This window comes from Flavobacterium agri (assembly GCF_013401995.1).
GTDB lineage: Bacteria > Bacteroidota > Bacteroidia > Flavobacteriales > Flavobacteriaceae > Flavobacterium > Flavobacterium agri.
In genome coordinates, this window is sequence record NZ_JACBJI010000003.1 from 216893 (window position 1) to 234398 (window position 17506).

16 protein-coding genes are annotated in these 17506 nt (G+C 48.5%); all 16 read left to right on the top strand.

Annotation, left to right across the window (positions count from 1 at the left end):
• The first annotated feature begins 11 nt into the window (after nucleotides 1-11).
• The 16 genes from HZF10_RS08300 (at nucleotide 12) to HZF10_RS08375 (ending at nucleotide 17490) form a co-directional block, all read left to right on the top strand.
• Entirely contained in the window at nucleotides 12-1034 is a 1023-nt protein-coding gene (locus tag HZF10_RS08300) for a glycosyltransferase family A protein (protein WP_176005730.1), read from the top strand.
• Between the two features lie 12 nt (nucleotides 1035-1046).
• On the top strand, nucleotides 1047-2138 hold the full coding sequence (locus HZF10_RS08305; RefSeq protein WP_176005731.1) for a glycosyltransferase family 4 protein: 1092 nt from the start codon (nucleotides 1047-1049) through the stop codon (nucleotides 2136-2138).
• A gap of 56 nt (nucleotides 2139-2194) precedes the next feature.
• A complete protein-coding gene (locus tag HZF10_RS08310; protein WP_176005732.1) occupies nucleotides 2195-3217 on the top strand; it encodes an N-acetylneuraminate synthase family protein in 1023 nt (340 codons plus the stop codon).
• Nucleotides 3214-4374, top strand: coding sequence for a UDP-N-acetylglucosamine 2-epimerase (neuC, locus tag HZF10_RS08315; RefSeq protein ID WP_176005733.1), 1161 nt, complete (start codon nucleotides 3214-3216; stop codon nucleotides 4372-4374). Before HZF10_RS08310 ends, neuC begins: the two co-directional genes overlap by 4 nt.
• Nucleotides 4374-5072, top strand: coding sequence for an acylneuraminate cytidylyltransferase family protein (locus tag HZF10_RS08320; protein ID WP_176006070.1), 699 nt, complete (start codon nucleotides 4374-4376; stop codon nucleotides 5070-5072). The genes neuC and HZF10_RS08320 overlap by 1 nt, the downstream gene beginning before the upstream one ends.
• A 24-nt stretch (nucleotides 5073-5096) precedes the next feature.
• On the top strand, nucleotides 5097-6173 hold the full coding sequence (locus HZF10_RS08325) for a DegT/DnrJ/EryC1/StrS family aminotransferase (RefSeq protein WP_176005734.1): 1077 nt from the start codon (nucleotides 5097-5099) through the stop codon (nucleotides 6171-6173).
• Nucleotides 6167-6820 carry an acetyltransferase gene (locus HZF10_RS08330; protein WP_176005735.1) on the top strand — a complete coding sequence of 218 codons (654 nt, stop codon included), beginning with the start codon at nucleotides 6167-6169 and terminating at the stop codon, nucleotides 6818-6820. Before HZF10_RS08325 ends, HZF10_RS08330 begins: the two co-directional genes overlap by 7 nt.
• An 86-nt stretch (nucleotides 6821-6906) precedes the next feature.
• Nucleotides 6907-8316, top strand: coding sequence for a UDP-glycosyltransferase (locus HZF10_RS08335; RefSeq protein ID WP_176005736.1), 1410 nt, complete (start codon nucleotides 6907-6909; stop codon nucleotides 8314-8316).
• Nucleotides 8298-9449, top strand: coding sequence for a glycosyltransferase family 4 protein (locus HZF10_RS08340; protein WP_176005737.1), 1152 nt, complete (start codon nucleotides 8298-8300; stop codon nucleotides 9447-9449). The genes HZF10_RS08335 and HZF10_RS08340 overlap by 19 nt, the downstream gene beginning before the upstream one ends.
• Nucleotides 9446-10975, top strand: coding sequence for a glycosyltransferase family 2 protein (locus HZF10_RS08345; RefSeq protein ID WP_176005738.1), 1530 nt, complete (start codon nucleotides 9446-9448; stop codon nucleotides 10973-10975). Before HZF10_RS08340 ends, HZF10_RS08345 begins: the two co-directional genes overlap by 4 nt.
• A 3-nt stretch (nucleotides 10976-10978) precedes the next feature.
• On the top strand, nucleotides 10979-12007 hold the full coding sequence (locus HZF10_RS08350) for a glycosyltransferase family 2 protein (protein WP_176005739.1): 1029 nt from the start codon (nucleotides 10979-10981) through the stop codon (nucleotides 12005-12007).
• Nucleotides 12004-13128, top strand: coding sequence for a glycosyltransferase (locus tag HZF10_RS08355; protein ID WP_176005740.1), 1125 nt, complete (start codon nucleotides 12004-12006; stop codon nucleotides 13126-13128). The genes HZF10_RS08350 and HZF10_RS08355 overlap by 4 nt, the downstream gene beginning before the upstream one ends.
• Complete coding sequence (locus tag HZF10_RS08360; protein ID WP_176005741.1) at nucleotides 13115-14104, top strand: glucosamine inositolphosphorylceramide transferase family protein; 990 nt, start codon at nucleotides 13115-13117, stop codon at nucleotides 14102-14104. The genes HZF10_RS08355 and HZF10_RS08360 overlap by 14 nt, the downstream gene beginning before the upstream one ends.
• Nucleotides 14104-15171, top strand: coding sequence for a glycosyltransferase (locus tag HZF10_RS08365; protein ID WP_176005742.1), 1068 nt, complete (start codon nucleotides 14104-14106; stop codon nucleotides 15169-15171). The genes HZF10_RS08360 and HZF10_RS08365 overlap by 1 nt, the downstream gene beginning before the upstream one ends.
• Nucleotides 15168-16514 carry an O-antigen ligase family protein gene (locus HZF10_RS08370; protein WP_176005743.1) on the top strand — a complete coding sequence of 449 codons (1347 nt, stop codon included), beginning with the start codon at nucleotides 15168-15170 and terminating at the stop codon, nucleotides 16512-16514. Before HZF10_RS08365 ends, HZF10_RS08370 begins: the two co-directional genes overlap by 4 nt.
• The gene (locus HZF10_RS08375) at nucleotides 16480-17490 is read left to right on the top strand and encodes a glycosyltransferase family 4 protein (RefSeq protein ID WP_176005744.1); all 1011 of its coding nucleotides are present in this window, start codon (nucleotides 16480-16482) and stop codon (nucleotides 17488-17490) included. The genes HZF10_RS08370 and HZF10_RS08375 overlap by 35 nt, the downstream gene beginning before the upstream one ends.
• The last annotated feature ends 16 nt before the right edge of the window (nucleotides 17491-17506 follow it).

Genomic DNA, 17506 nt, shown 5'->3' on the forward strand with positions numbered 1-17506 from the left:
AACAAACCACTATGAGGATCGGTTTCAATCCGCATAAAGACAAAAAAGAACTACTTTCAGGTTACTGGCACCAGATAATCGTTCCCGTGTATCTGCCGTCAGAAGGCGATTATTTCAAGGATGGGCTTACGATCTTGAAATTGTGCCTCGAATCTTTGATCAAGACCGTACATAGCCATACTTTCATAACGGTCATCAACAATGGGAGTTCGCAACAAGTAGCCGATTATCTCGAGAACCTGTTCCGCGAAAAGCAAATCCACGAACTTACGCATACGACCAATATCGGCAAGCTCAATTCCATTTTGAAAGGTCTTTCGGGTGGAAATTTCGATTTTGTGACCATAGCCGATGCCGACGTGCTTTTCCTCAACGGATGGCAACAGGCCGCCTACGACATTTTCCTTGCGTTTCCCAAGGCGGGAGCCGTTTGTCCAACGCCGTCGTCGAAATCCTTCCGCGAAAATACCGCGAACATTTGGGGAAGCCTGATGTTCTCATCAAAGCTTAGTTTCAGGCCGGTCGCCGATCCGGAAGGACTTAAAGCCTTTGCGCACAGTATCGGAAATCCGGGTTTTTACAACGAAGAACATCTCAAAAAATATCTTACGGTAAAAAATGCCAAATCGGAAGCCGTGATCGGGGCCGGGCATTTCGTAACCACATACAGAGGCGATATTTTCAGCAAACTGAACACGCGATTCACGCCTTACAAACTCGGTGGCAAAAGCGAAAACCAGATTCTCGACCTGCCTGTAGTGGGCCAAGGTTTTTGGAGGCTTTCCACTAAGTACAATTACGCTTTCCATATGGGAAATGTTTTCGAGCCCTGGATGCACGATGCTTTCACACAAGTAGACCGACAGCAAGCCGAAGTTTGGCCCGTAATGTTGTCCTCAAAACCATACAAAGGGTTGATGTACCACACCAAGTACGATTTGCTGGTTTGGTTGCTAAGACGTAAAAGCATCATCAGGAAGTTGCTGCCATTCAAAGGGCTTGAACGCCAAAACACTCAAAAATATCTGTCTTAACCAAAGGACGTCATGTCAAAAGTCATTCTCATTTCGCAGTTTCCTTTGCCTTTTTCCGGAATAGGAAGCTGGACGACCTTATACGGCAACTATTTCGAATCGGGTCACCGACAGATCGACCATATCATTTGCCCTGAACCCGAAAAGCGGTTTGACGCAATTCAATACGGCATCGTCAAATCGGGCATTTTTTCCAAAATCAACGAAAAAATGCAGTATTTCCGTGTCGGATTCGTGAACAAGCTCGAATCGATGATTTCGAACGATGAAAAATGTGTGATCCAGATCATCGACAGTTTTCATTTGGCAGGCCATGTACATCGCATGTTGCAAAAGAAAGGCATCCGGCACAATTGCCACATCCAGTTTTTCTACCACGGTTTCGCCCCTTTCTGGAGGTCAGGACTAACACCCGATTTTTACCGTGAGATAGACGAGATCGTGCTTCTGACGAACGACAGCTATAAAGCGCACCTGAACCATTATATCAATTTCCCGTTCAAGGTTTCCGTTCTTTACAATGGTGTGGATGTAAATCGTTTCCGTCCGTTATCGCCCGAAAAGAAATCGGAACTCAAAAGCGAATTTGGCGTGTCGGGCAAGAAAGTTTTTCTGTGGTGTTCGAACAACCGCCCTAAAAAAGGACTTCACGTGGTTCTCGAAGCTTGGAAAAACATCCATCGCGAGCACAAAGACGCGATGTTGTTTGTGGTTGGTGCCGAAAAGGCAAATCCCGAATCAGGAGTGAAATATTTCGGACGCATCCCAAATAAAGAACTCGCCAAATATTACCAGGTCGCCGATTGTTATCTGTTCCCGACTTTGTGTCAGGAAGGTTTCGGAATGAGTCTTGTAGAAGCGCTCAATTGCGGTTGTCACTGCATCGCCTCGCATCAAGGCGGCGTACCCGAAGTGCTGCAATACGGCAAACTCGGCAAACTAATAGACCGCCCGAATTTCGCATCGGAATGGGAAAAAGCCATAAGCGATTACCTGACCGGAAAAGAACCTGCGATCACTCTTGAAAAGCCCATGTATTCGATGCAAGATTGGAACGAAGGCATGGATCGCATCGTTTTGTCGGCAAAGCAGGCCATTTCCTGAATTTACGTGCGATCTTGTGTGGAGAAGCTCTGCAAAAAATGCCTATTTTTACGCCCATGTCATTTCTATCCGACCATAAAAAACCGTACCTGATAGCCGAAATCGCCCAAGCCCACGACGGCAGTCTCGGCATATTGCATTCGTATATCGACGCCGTGGCCAAAACAGGCGTCCAGGCAATCAAGTTCCAGATGCATATAGCCGAAGCCGAAAGCAGCGCGGCCGAACCGTTCCGCATCAAATTCTCTTACGAAGACGATACGCGTTTCGATTACTGGAAGCGCATGGGGTTCACGCTCGACCAATGGAAAGGCATCAAGTCGCATTGCGATGAGGCAGGACTCGATTTCATCTGTTCGCCATTCAGCAATCTGGCCGTGAGCTGGCTCGAGGAAATAGGCGTGAAGGCGTACAAGATCGGTTCGGGCGAAGTCAATAATTTATTGATGTTGCAAAAGATTGTCGAAACCCGAAAACCTGTAATCCTTTCTTCGGGCATGAGCGATTTTTCGGAACTCGATGCGACCGTCGCATTTCTCAAAAGCAAAAACGCCGACTATTCGATTCTGCAATGCACGACGGCCTATCCGACAAAACCGTCCCAATACGGACTCAACGTGATGGCCGAATTGCGCGACCGTTATCAGGTTGCGATCGGTTATTCGGATCATTCCGCACAGGTTTCCACAGGAATCGCCGCGGTTGCGCTCGGAGCGGAAATCCTCGAATTCCATGTGGTTTTCCATCGCGACCTTTTCGGGCCCGACGCCAAAGCTTCCTTGACGCTCGAGGAAACGGCCGAACTCGTGACAAGCGTGAACATGGTTTACGAATCCCTGCAACATCCGATCAATAAAAACGACAATTCCGAATACGACGGGCTCAAAGCCATTTTCGAAAAATCCATAGCCGTGAACAAAGATCTGCGCGAAGGCCACATTCTTTCGATAAACGATTTGGAAGGCAAGAAACCCAAAGCAATGGGTATTTCCGCATCCGAATTCCAATCGGTAATCGGCAAAAGATTAAACAAATCCCTTAACCAGTGGGACTTTTTACAGTTTGAAGACATAGTATGAGCGATATCAGGAAAATAGCGGTCGTGATTACCGCAAGACCTTCTTACAGCCGCGTGAAATCGGTTCTGACGGCGATCAAGAAGCATCCGAAACTCGAATTGCAGCTCGTCGTGGCGGCGTCGGCTTTGCTCGACCGATACGGAAGCGCCGTGAATTACATCGCCAACGACGGATTCGACATCAGCGCGCGCGTGTTCAATGTACTCGAGGGCGAAAATTTGACCGCAGCCGCAAAAACGACAGGAATCGGAATTCTCGAACTCTCGACCGTTTTCGACAATTTAAAGCCCGATGTCGTCGTGACCGTCGCGGACCGTTTTGAAACGATGGCGACCGCGATCGCCGCGACGTATATGAACATTCCGCTCGCACACATCCAAGGAGGTGAAGTCACCGGAAATATAGACGAAAAAGTAAGGCATTCGATTACGAAACTCGCTGATTATCACTTCGCCGCTTCCGAAAACGCACGCGACCGCATCGTCAGACTCGGCGAAAATCCAGATATGGTTTTCAATACCGGATGTCCGTCGATCGATTTGGCGCACGAAATAACAGGCAAGACCGAATTGGGTTTCAATCCGTACGAAAAATACGGTGGCGTCGGTTCTCAACCCGATCTGTCCAACGGTTACATTGTCGTGATGCAGCATCCGGTCACGAACGAATATCAGGCGTCGCGCAAACAAATCGAAGCCACGCTCGAAGCGGTGCGCAAACTCGATAAACCCGCACTTTGGTTTTGGCCGAACGTCGATGCGGGCGCAGACGGAACTTCGGGCGGCATACGCGCGTTCCGTGAAAAACACGAACTCGAAAACGTGCATTTTTTCAAGAACATGAAAGGAGACGATTTCCTCGAGCTTCTGTATTTCTCGGATTGCCTTATCGGAAACTCGAGCGTCGGGATCCGCGAATGCTCGTTTTTGGGCGTTCCCGTGGTCAACATCGGCTCGCGCCAGAACAGGCGTGATCGCGGTGCGAACGTGATCGACGTGGGGTATGACGAGAACGAAATCACACAAGCCATCAACACCCAATTGTCTAAAAAAGACCGATTGGGTTCTAATGTTTACGGCGGTGGCGACGCAGGCGAACAGATTGCCGACCTGCTCGAAACACTTCCGCTCGTGTTCCATAAAACCATCTCGTATTGATGCGTATCCTCGGACTCATACCGGCTCGCGGCGGCTCGAAGGGAATTCCCGGAAAGAACATAAAACCGTTGGCAGGAAAACCGGTTTTGGCCTATACGGCCGAAGCTGCGCTGCAATCCGATCTGCTGGTCAAAACCATACTTTCTACCGATGACGAAGCGATTGCCGAAGTCGGGAATCGATTTGGGATCGACGTTCCTTTTTTGCGTCCGTCCGAATTCGCGCAAGACGGTTCGCCTACGCTTGGCGTCATTCTTCACGCGTTGGAATTCCTCGAAAATTCGGGTGAACATTTCGATGCTGTTTGTTTGTTGCAACCCACGACGCCTTTCCGTGTCGAAGGATTTGTGGACGAAGCTATATCGAGATTCGTGCAGTCAAATGCCGATTCGTTGGTGAGTGTGCTTCCCGTGCCTCACGAATACAATCCGCATTGGACGTTCGAAGCCGATGACTTGGGGCTTTTGAAGATTGCGACGGGCGAGCAAACCATCATTCCGAGACGTCAGGAATTGCCGCAGGCTTGGCATCGCGACGGATCGGTTTACATCACGAAGACCGACGTGTTGAAATCGGGAAGTCTATACGGAAATTCGGTTGCTTATATCGAAAACGATCCCAAATCCCACGTCAATCTCGATACCCAAGCCGATTGGGAAAAAGCCGAAATACTGGCCAAAGCCTTGTTTAATTCGTAATTTGCGCATCCAAACCCATTTGAAATGATCAACGTAACCCGAACTTTCCTGCCGCCGATCGAGGAATACGAACGCTTGCTGCAACGGGTCTGGAAAAACCAATGGCTTACGAACCGAGGCGAATTGGTGCTCGAACTCGAACAAAAACTTAAGGAATATCTTTCGGTCAATTCGATTTTGATCACCAATAACGGTACGGTCCCGATTCAGATCGCACTCAAGCTTTTGGGGTATTCGGGCGAAATCATCACGACGCCTTTCAGTTATGTGGCGACTACGGCGGCGATCATTTGGGAACATTGTACGCCGGTTTTCGTAGACATACATCCGGAATATCTTACGATAGACGAAACCAAGATCGAACAAGCCATCACGCCCAAAACAAAGGCGATTTTGGCGACCCACGTTTTCGGGAATCCGTGTCATTTAGAAGAAATCGAACGCATCGCCCAAAAACACGGATTGAAGGTGATTTACGATGCGGCCCACAGTTTCGGCACGACTTACAAAGGCAAAAGCGTTTTTGAATACGGAGACGTGAGCACGTGTAGTTTCCATGCGACCAAAATTTTCCATACGGCCGAAGGCGGAGCGGTTTTCTGCAACGACAAAGAGCTTATGGACCGTATTTTTTACAGCCACAATTTCGGGCACAACGGACCGCTCGATTTTCACGGTCTTGGCATCAACGGAAAGATTTCCGAATTGCAGGCCGCAATGGGATTGGCAGTGTTTCCGCACCTTCCCGAGATCATAAGGCAGCGCGCCGAAGCTGTGTCGTATTACGATGCCCATCTCGACTTCGATCACTTGCAAAAACTCAAACTACGCGAACACACCGATTGGAATTACAGTTATTATCCCGTAATTTTCGAAAACGAAGAGGTTTTGCTCGAAGTGCAGAAGCGATTGGCCGCGATTTCGGTTTTTCCGAGGCGTTATTTCTATCCGTCGCTGAACACGATCAAATACGTTTCGGGCGGTGAAATGCCGATTTCGGAAGCCGTGGCGAAATCTATTTTATGCCTCCCGCTTTTCGCCGGATTGACCGACGAAGAACTCGACATGATCGTAACCACCATAAACGAAACGATATGCTAATCATCGGAGCTAAAGGTTTTGCCAAGGAAGTGCTTGAGGTTGTCTATCAGGAAAATCCTCAAGCCGAATTGTTTTTCTATGACGACGTAACGCCCGACATGCCCGAAAAACTGTACGATCGTTACCCGATTTTGCGTTCGGAACAGCAGGCCGAAGATTATTTCGCATCGTCCGGAACCAAAGCGTTTACGATTGGCATAGGCGATCCGAAACTGCGCTTCCGGTTGTACAAAAAGTTCACGGCAATGGGCGGACGCTTCACTTCGACGATTTCCCCGTTGGCGCAAATCGGCCATTTCGACAACCATATAGGCGACGGCTGTAACATCATGACGGGAACGATCTTGACCAACAGCATCACACTTGGCGAAGGCTGCCTGATCAACCTGAGCTGCACGATCGGACATGATTGTGTGATCGGCAAATTCGCCGAATTTTCACCCGATGTGAACATCTCAGGCAATTGTACGATCGGTGATTTCGTGACGATCGGGACCAATGCCGTCGTGCTTCCGAAAATCAAGGTCGGACGCAACGTCATAATCGGCGCGGGTTCGGTCGTGACAAAAGACGTTCCCGACAACTCTTTGGTCGTCGGCGTTCCCGGAAAAGTCGTACGCGAGCTCGACCCTTTCGACGAGGTGTAAACCCTTGTAGTTTCCCTTTTTCTTTTCAGTTAATTAAGCGATATTTGCGCACCCGAACCACGCATCGGGAAACGTAAAATCCGACTATGTCTAATCGTTCCATTTTCATTTTGCTTCCCGATGGTGTCGGACTGCGGAATTTCGCGTACAGCAAGTTCCCCGAAATCGCCAAAGCCGAAGGATTCGATTTGACGTTCTGGAACAATACGCCTTTCGATCTCACATCGTTGGGATTGACCGAAATTAAAGTCGAAAACGCCCGTCCGAGGCCGCTTACGGATATATTGCGTCGCGCACGCAGCATTATCGACCTCAATCGGAACATCGCGCGTTCGAACGATTCGGTTTACGAGGCGTATCGCCAGAAATTATCGTCGGACGGCTTGAAGAATAAACTCAAATCATTCGCTGTAAAGCAACTTTCAAAGCGTCACGATTCTGAAAAAGGATTGGAAACATTGCGCCGGAAAATCAAGGACAGCGAACGCAAAAGCGCCTATTACGCTTCGTGTGTGGAGACGTTGAAACGCGAAAAACCGGCGGCCGTTTTTTGTACGAACCAACGTCCGCTTACGGCAATCGCACCGATTTTGGCCGCACAGGATTTGGGAATCCCGACGATCGCGTTCGTTTTTTCTTGGGATAACGTACCCAAAGCCACGATGGTCATCGAAGCCGATTTTTATTTTGTGTGGAGCGACCATATGAAACAGGAACTGCTGTTTTACTATCCTTACATTCCGGCCGAAAATATTATCGTGACCGGAACGCCCCAATTCGAGTCGCATTTCGACAAATCGTTGCTGCAAACCAGGGAAGCGTTTTTTGCTGAACATCGACTCGACCTTTCCAAAAAATACATCTGTTATTCAGGAGACGACATCACGACGTCGCCGAACGATCCGCAATATTTGGCCGATGTCGCGAAAGCCGTGCGTCAATTGAACGAAAAAGGGCACAACCTCGGCATTCTTTTCCGTCGTTGCCCCGTCGATTTTTCGGATAGGTTCGATGACGTGCTGCAATCCAACAAAGACCTGATCGTTCCCGTCGCTCCCGAATGGAAAAAACTCGGCTCTGTGTGGAATACGGTCCTGCCGATGCGCGAAGACGTGGCGCTACAAGCCAATACGATCGCGCATACCGAAATGGTCGTCAACCTGGGTTCGTCTATGGTTTTCGATTATGTGTCGCACGAAAAGCCGTGTGCGTTCGTCAATTACGATCCGACGAACAACAAACGCGCGGGTTGGTCGGTCAAAAAGATCTACAATTACGTGCATTTCCGTTCGATGCCCGATAAAAAAGCGGTCGTGTGGCTCAATTCGCCCGAAGAAATCGCTTCGAAACTCGAATCGGCTTTGACCGATAAAACACAAAACGTCGCACACGCCCACGATTGGTTCGGGAAAATCAACCAACATCCGCCGACCGAAGCTTCACGTCGCATTTTCAACAGCCTAAAAACCGTCATCGGATGCACATCGGTTTCCTGACTCCGGAATTTCCGCATCCCAGAACCGGGAACTCGGGCGGCATAGGCACAAGCATCGCGAATTTGTCTGCCGGATTGATAGCGCTCGGGCACAAAGTCAGTATTTTGGTGTACGGACAAAAAGAAGACGTTCGGCTTGAGCAGGACGGAATGTCGATCCATCTTATCAAGAATAGGAAAATCAAGGGATTGTCGCGATTCCTTACCCAAAAGAAAATCCGAAAACTTATAAACGGTTTGGTTCTCAACGAGCAACTCGATTTGATCGAGGCGCCCGACTGGACGGGAATCACATCGGGAATAAAACCCAAATGTCCTGTCGTGGTAAGACTTCACGGCAGCGACACCTATTTTTGCGACCTCGAGAATCGCCAAGTGAAACCGATTAACCGTTCGCGTGAAAAGCGCGCGCTCGAAAATGCCGACGCCATCGTCTCGGTAAGTCGTTTCACGGCCGACCGCACATTGCAGATTTTCGGGTTGAACGCCGATATAACCGTAATCCCGAACGGCCTCGACGCCGAAAAATTCACACCGTCTCAAACCGAAATGCCTGAGCGTACGGTTTTGTACTTCGGGACGTTAATCCGCAAAAAAGGGTTGCTCGAACTTCCGCACATTTTCAACAAGGTAGTCGATGTCGTTCCCGATGCGAAATTGGTTTTGATAGGGCGCGATTCCTACGATATCCAAACCCAAAGCACCTCGACGTGGCAGCTCATGAAACCGATTTTTACCCCAAAAGCATTACAAAATGTCGAATGGGTCGGGCCGGTCGAATACGCCAAAATAAGAAACGAAATCCACAAGGCCCAAGTATGCGTTTTCCCTACCTTTGCCGAGGCGCTTCCGGTTTCCTGGATCGAGGCTATGGCAATGGGAAAAGCGATCGTGGCTTCCGATATCGGTTGGGCGCCCGAAATCGTTTCAAACCGCGAGGACGGATTTCTCGTACATCCTACAGATCACGACGGCTTCGCGTCGGTCATACGAACCTTGCTCGAAGATGCGGAATTGAGAAAAAATATAGGCCAGGCCGCCGCCTCAAAAGCGCGTGCCGTGTTTTCGAATCGAATTGTCGCCAAACAGAACGAGGTATTTTACCTCAAAACCATACAGGAATACCGTAGATGATCATTCTTTTCCATAAAGACGATAAAGTACTCCAAACAGAAGGATTACAAGGAATTGACGGCATGTCTATTACCAAGGCTTTGCTGGCCGTCGCGGCTAAATTTCCTTTCGAGACGATCGTTTGGTGCGATGTGCGGCTTAAAGAAAATCTCAATAGGGAAGTGCTTCCGACCATTTTGCACCATAAGCGCCTTTTGTATTCGTTCAATGCTTCGGAATCGAATTATCTGGATGGCATCATCGGTTTTGCCGAAGAAGCCTCGCCTTTCATCCCCGTAAAAAAAGACGTGAAATACCCGACTTGGCAGATGAGTTCGCATGTAGGCGTCGTCCATGCCGAAATAGTGAACGCGTTCGCCGAATTCCTGTACGTAAGTGACGGGTTCGATTATTTCCTGAATTCGTTCGCCAAACGCGCGATGCGTGCCGGGTTGTTATGTTATTCGGAGCCCGATCTGCTTACCGGAACAATAACCGAATCCGATTGGAAACGAGCCGATATTTTCGACACGTTCCGATTCGTACGCCAGCATTACCGCATGCGCTGGACGTCGTTGTTGCTTTTGGACATGATCCTTTTCAAACGGAAATTCCCGATTTTGCCGTATCTGGTTTCGGTGTTCCACAAAAAACGAGAGTCCGACGAAAATGCATTCTCGGCCATCGCGATCTCGTCGTCCAAAAACATCATACAAAGCGGTACGATAGACGTAATTATTCCTACTATCGGAAGGAAACCGCACCTGTATAACGTACTCAAGGATTTGGCTGCGCAAACCTATATGCCAAAGAAAGTCATCATCGTTGAGCAGAATCCCGACCCGTCGAGCGCATCCGAACTTGATTATCTGACGACCGAAAAGTGGCCTTTTGAAATCGATCACATGTTTACACATCGTTCGGGAGTTTGTGCCGCAAGGAATGTGGCCTTGATGCGTACCGACAGCGATTTTGTGTTCATGGCCGACGACGATATCCGCTTCGATGCCAATTTGATCGCCGATGTTTTCGACTACTTCAGGATGACCGGAAACGAAGTGATCCAGGTCGCAGGTCCGCAGCCCGATGAAAAAATCAAGGAAAACCAGATTTTGCAATATTCGGTACTGAGTTCGGGCTTAGTTTTTCTCAAGCACAAATGTCTCGATGGGATTTGGTTCAACCCGGGATTCGAGTTCGGCTACGGAGAAGACAAGGATTTCGGCATGCAATTGCGAAACAAGGGATACGACATCTTGCTTGTACCTTTTGTACGTGTAATCCATTTGAAAGCGCCGATGGGTGGTTTCCGCGTTAAGCCACCGTTTGCATGGGCCGATGAGGTACCGCTTCCGAAGCCGTCGCCTACCGTTATGCTGTTCATGATCCGGAACTTCACGCTCGAACAGGTTTTGGGTTACAAACTGATTTATTTTTTCAAGAACTACGGAAAGAAGAACAGCCTGAATCCGTACACAGCCTATCGCAACTTCAAAAAGCAATGGGAAAGGAGCGAATTTTGGGCAAAGGAACTCGGTAAACGTTAGGCTATGCGGTTCACGTTGATCATCTGTACGTACATGCGGCCACACCAATTGCTGCAATTGCTCGAATCGGTGAAGATCCAGTCGGTTTATCCCGATGAGATCCTTATCGTAGACGGATCGACAAACGATGCGACGGCCAGGATACTCGAAGCCAATCCGATGCCGAACCTTCGCTATCACCTCGTTTCACAAAACGACCGAGGCCTTACGAAACAACGTAATTTGGGGATTACACTTTCCGACAAGAATTCCGAAATCTTGTGTTTCCTCGACGACGACACCATTCTCGAGCCCGATTATTTTTCGAATCTGATTGCCACATATGCAAATTTTTCCGATGCTATCGGAGTCGGCGGCTACATCACGAATGAAGTGAATTGGACTAAAACAGATGAAACTACACCCGTTTCCGCTTCCGATTTCACCTACGACGGATGGAAGCGCAAAGACGGCAGCCGCTTTCTCACCCGAAAGAAATTAGGTCTTGACAGCGACCGTCCTCCAGGTTTTGCGCCCGAATTCTCAAACGGGAGAAGCATCGGTTTTTTGCCGCCTTCGGGTAAAGTATACGAGGCCGAACAGCTCATGGGAGGCGTTTCGTCTTTCCGACGCAGCATTTTCGGGGCGGTATGGTTTTCTAACTATTTCGAAGGTTACGGATTATACGAAGACGCCGACTTTTGTTACCGCATATTGCATTTAGGAAAACTCTACGTCAATACGGCCGCGAGGCTGGAACACCATCATGCGCCTTCGGGTCGTCCGAACCAGTTTCAATACGGGAAAATGGTCGTGCGCAACGGTTGGTACGTATGGCGCGTGCGAACGCCGAAACCATCGGCCAACGCGAAACTCAAATGGCATGCGATTACAATCTTGCTTGCGGCGATACGATTTACAAATGCTATATTTGGCAAGAAAGACAGGACAAAAGCCCTCACCGAAAGTGCAGGACGTTTCGCGGCTTATGCCCGACTGTTTTTCGATAAACCAAAAGCGCCGGCCGCCGATAAAGCGGTTCAAGACCAATGAGGTTTGCCATCATCACACATGTTCCGCATCATTTTTCCGACAGCCGATACTTCGCGTATGGGCCTTACGTGCGCGAGATGAACATTTGGGGCGATTTCGTCGACGATATCGAAATTGTCGCGCCTTTGCTGGATTCCGCACCCGGAGCTATCGATTTGGCGTATTCCCATCCGAAAATCGCTTTTACGGAAATCGCAGCGTTCAACCTGATCGGATTTTCGAATAAACTCAAGGCCGTTTTTCTGTTTCCGATAATAGCCGCACGCATTTTCAAGGTCATGGCGAAAGCCGACCACATCCATTTGCGTTGTCCCGGAAATATTGGTCTTATCGGATGTTTGGTGCAGATTTTTTTCCCGTCGAAACCCAAAACGGCAAAATACGCCGGAAACTGGGATCCGTCTTCGGCACAGCCGTGGAGTTACAGGTTGCAGAAATACATCCTCAACAACACCTCGCTGACCAAAAACATGCAAGTGCTTGTGTACGGTGATTGGAAAGGCGATTCCAAAAACATAAAACCTTTCTTTACCGCGAGTTATTCTGAAGGCGACAAGACCGATGTGCCGATGCGAAGTTTCGATTCCGGAGTGAAATTTCTGTTCGTAGGTTCGCTCGCGCCGGGGAAACAACCGATGTATGCGCTTAAGCTCGCACAAAAAATCGGTCAATCGGGAATTGATGTGAAAATCGATTTTTACGGAGAAGGAAAAGAACGTCAATCGCTCGAAACATACATTTCGGAAAACCAGTTGCAGCAATTGGCCGAACTCAAAGGCAACCGCAATGAAGCCGAAGTGCGCGAAGCTTATAAACACTCGCATTTCGTACTTTTACCGTCCAAAAGCGAAGGCTGGCCTAAAGTTGTGGCCGAAGCCATGTTTTGGGGAAGCGTTGCCGCAGCGACCGCGGTTTCCTGTGTGCCTCAAATGCTTGCCGATGGATCGAGAGGCATTTTGCTCACGGGCGATATTGACCGGGACGCGTCACAAATTCTAAACCTCATTTCGAATACAGATTCATACCAAAAGATTTCAATCAACGGGACGCAATGGTCAAGAACCTACACACTCGACCGTTTCCGTTCCGAAATAAAGCATTTGCTCGATGAGAAAGTATAGGAAATTGCTGTTTATTTTGTGTATTTTAGGAATTATCGCGTTGGTTTACATCCATTCGCGCACACCGTTCTGGCTTGAAGAAGGGGGAGATTGGTCGGTTGGGCACGGATTGTCGTCTGAATCGCTGCCGACGGTAGTTCCGAACCCATCGAAGCTCATCACGCCGAAAGACCTTCAAAAAACAGACAAGAATTCCAAATTTTTGGCCGATCCGTTTTTCATCAAGGAGAAAGATTCGTTCTACATTTTTATTGAACACCGCCATTTCGAACCGTTCAAAGCTAATCTTGCGGTTTTGGGTTCGGCCGACGGCGAGCATTACCAATTCAAAGGAACGGTGCTCGACGAACCGTTCCATTTGTCGTATCCGCAGGTTTTTAAACACAAAGGCAAATTCTACATGGTGCCCGAAAGTGCGGCGGCCGAGAAGATATTGCTGTATTCTACCGATAAATTCCCATATGGATGGAAGGTCATCGACACGCTTTTCGCGGGCGGAAGACTGAAGGATCCGAGCATTTACGTTTCGGATTCGCTCAACATCATGGTCGCTTCGGACGACAATCTCAACATGTTCCTGTTCAAAGCCGATTCGTTAAGAGGACAATGGAAAAAGGTAAAACGCATCCTCAGAGGTTCTGAAGCGCGTGCCGGCGGACGAATTTTCGAGAACAAAGGCGATCTGATACTTCCGGTACAGGATTGCGCGCGAGGTTACGGTTCGGCTTTGTCGTTGTACAAGTTCGATTTTTCGGGCAAATCGCCCGAATTGGTCAAACTCACCGACGATTATCTCAAAGCCCAGCCTCATATCCCCGAATTGGCTTACGGTATGCATCAGTTCGATATCCAAAAGACCGACAAAGGCTATTACTATGTGTACGACGGTAACGATGTGCTCAAAGGTAGGGCGAAACAGTCGGTCTATTATGCGTTGAAACTTACGTTTAACGATTTGCTCAATGTTTTCCGTTAATGAGAATTCTGCAGATTATCGATTCGCTTGAAAGCGGTGGAGCCGAACGCATGGCCGTCAATTACGCCAATGCGTTGGTTTCCAGATCCGATTTTTCGGGTCTCGCCGTAACGCGTAAGGAAGGCGGCCTCAAGCAATCCTTGTCCGACAAGGCCGGCTATGTTTTCCTTGGGCGCAAATCTACTTTCGACTTTGGAGCGATTTTGAGATTGCGCGCGTTCTGTAAAAAAAACCGCATCGGATTTCTTCATGCCCACAGTACTTCGTGGTTTTTGGCGGTTTGCGTGAAGTTGACGATGCCTTCGGTAAAAATCATCTGGCACGACCATTACGGTTTGAGCGAATTTGCCGAAAAACGCAAGGATAAAGCGCTGCGGCTCGGATCGTATCTGTTTTCGGGAATCATTTCGGTCAATGAAAAGCTAAAGAGTTGGGCCAAATCGGAACTCAAATGTTCAAACGTGGTTTACCTGCCGAATTTTGCGCAGCCGACGCCCGAAACCGCATCGACAGAATTGCAAGGACAAGCCGGAAAACGCATACTTTGCCTGGCCAACCTACGCGAACAGAAAGATCATTTCATGTTGGTCGAGGCCGCTTTGAAAATGCGATCGCACGACTGGACGTTCCATTTGGTCGGTAAAGATTTCGAAGATGCGTATGCTGCCGATTTGCGCAAGCTGATTTCCGATAAAGGCCTTTCGGATCGCATTTTCATTTACGGATCCAGACTCGACATCAATCACATCATTTCACAATCCGACATTGCGATACTGACGTCCAAATCGGAAGGTTTGCCCGTGGCATTGCTCGAATACGGATTCGCCTCGAAACCGGTAGTAGTGACAGCGGTCGGTGAAATTCCCACCATTGTCGAGTCGGGAAAGAATGGTATCTTGTGCGTCCCGTCCGACGCTGAAAGTTTCGCCAAAGCGCTCGATGAATTGACTGGGAATGAAGCGATGCGCAAGGCATTCGGAGAACAACTTTACGACACCGTGAGTTCACAACATTCCGAAAATGCGGTGATGGAAAAATATTTGGGCTGGCTTGGTCAAATGCTATGATACAGATCGATAAGAAATACTTGTTTTTGATTTTGGGACATCTGTTTCTGGGAGCGGCGATTTACGCGATTTCGCCATTGTCCAAGGTGTATGCCGTAGCGATGTTTGTGGGCGGTGTCTACTATATCATGAAAAATCGTGACAGGAACAACGAAGCCCTTTACGTGGCGGCTTATATCGTCGGTGCCGAGGTGTTGTTGCGTATGACGGGCGGAAATATCCTTTACGAGTACGCAAAATATACCGTAGTTGTCGTGATTTTGCTCGGAACTTATTTCAGCGGATTTTCCAAAAACGGTGTTCCTTATTGGATTTTCCTCGTGTTGCTTGTACCCGGCGTAGTATTGGCCACACAAACACTGGGTCCCAATGTCGAAATGCGAAAAACCATTTCGTTTAACATATCTGGACCGTTGTGTTTAGGGATTTGTTCACTTTATAGCTACAGGCGAAAAATGACCCAACAAGAAATTTTCGACATTTTGCTTTGTGCCGGACTTCCGATCGTTTCGGCCATGACGTACCTCATCATTTTCACGCCCGATCTCAAGGAATCTATAACCAGTACGGGATCGAACTATCTCACTTCGGGAGGTTTCGGCCCGAATCAGGTGGCAACCGCTTTGGGTTTGGGTATGTTCGTGTTCGCATCGCGCGTGATTTTCAACTCGAAAGGCATGTTTCTACTGGTCATTAACCTTATTCTTGCATTGAACATCTCGTATCGAGGCCTTATTACGTTTTCAAGAGGCGGTATGATTACCGGAATGATGATGTTGGTCGCACTGATCGCAACTACTTATTTCCGCGTAAATGATTCCGGGAAATCCAAAATGAAAATATTTATGGTAGGCGCGGTGGCCATGTATTTTTTGGTATGGGGATACTCATCTTCCCAAACCGGCGGATTGATTGATAAACGCTACGCCAACCAGGACGCCACCGGTAAGGTCAAAGAAAGCAGGTTTAGCGGTCGTGAAGAGCTCGCGGCCAATGAAATTGAAGATTTCCTTAGTCATCCGGTATTCGGAATCGGCGTGGCAAAAGGAGCTGCATTAAGGGCAGAATCGGGTCAGGGAGGTCTTTCGCATAACGAATTGACACGTTTGCTGGCCGAACACGGTTCATTCGGAATACTCGCGCTGATCATCCTGATCGTAACGCCGCTGATGCTCTACCTTGACAACAAAGAACACATTTTCCTGTTGCCGTTCCTGGTGTTCTGGCTCTTCACGATCAACCATGCGGCCATGCGATTGGCTGCACCTTCTTTCATTTATGCGCTGGCCTTGTTAAAAATCACTTCGTATGACAAAGAAAAGGCTGCTGTACATCGGGAATAAACTCGCGGGTCGCGGCAAAAATCCGACTTCTATCGAAATTCTCGGGCCTTTGCTCGAATCGGAAGGATTTGAGGTGAGATACGCTTCATCGGCCAGCAACAAAATCGTTAGGTTGTGGTCTATGTTTTTCTCTACCTTGCGCAACGCATTTCGGATTGATTTCGTTTTAGTCGATACCTACAGCACTTCAAATTTCTGGTACGCCATTATGGTAGCAGGATTGTGCCGCATACTTCGCTTAAAATATATCCCGTTGCTTCACGGTGGGAATCTTCCGCAAAGAATAAAGAAAAACCCGGAGCTCGCGCGTTTCATTTTTGCGCATTCGTTCCTCAATGTGGCGCCTTCACCTTATCTCAAAAGCGTTTTCGAAAGCGAAGGTTTCCAGGTGGAGGTTGTCCCGAATCCTTTGATGACCGAAGTGGAAGCCCAGAACCGATCGGTTTTTCGCCCTAAGTTGCTTTGGGTGCGTTCTTTTTCGACGATTTACAATCCTGCAATGGCGGTAGATGTCGCCCGATTGCTGTCTCGCGACTTCGACGATGTGGCTTTGTATATGGTCGGCCCCGATGTAGAAGGGAACCTTGAAAAAGTAAAGACGTATGCCCAAAACCACGGCGTACACGTACTATTCACGGGTAAACTTTCCAAAAAAGAGTGGATGCAAATGGCGCATGAGTGCGATTTCTTTATCAATACGTCAAACGTAGACAATACGCCTTTCAGCCTGATCGAAGCCGCTTCACTGGGTTTAGCCGTCGTTTCTACCGATGTGGGCGGCATACCGTACCTTTTCAAAAACGACGTATCGGCTGTTTTGGTGCCAACCAATGATGCCCGACAAATGGCCCGACGCATTTCCGATTTAGTCGCCGATGTTTCGAAAGCGCAAACTTTGGTCGCTTTGTCCAAAGAACTTGCCCAAAGCTTCAAATGGGAAAACATCAGGCCAAAATGGCTTGAAATTCTGAAATAAGCACCGTTTCATTTTA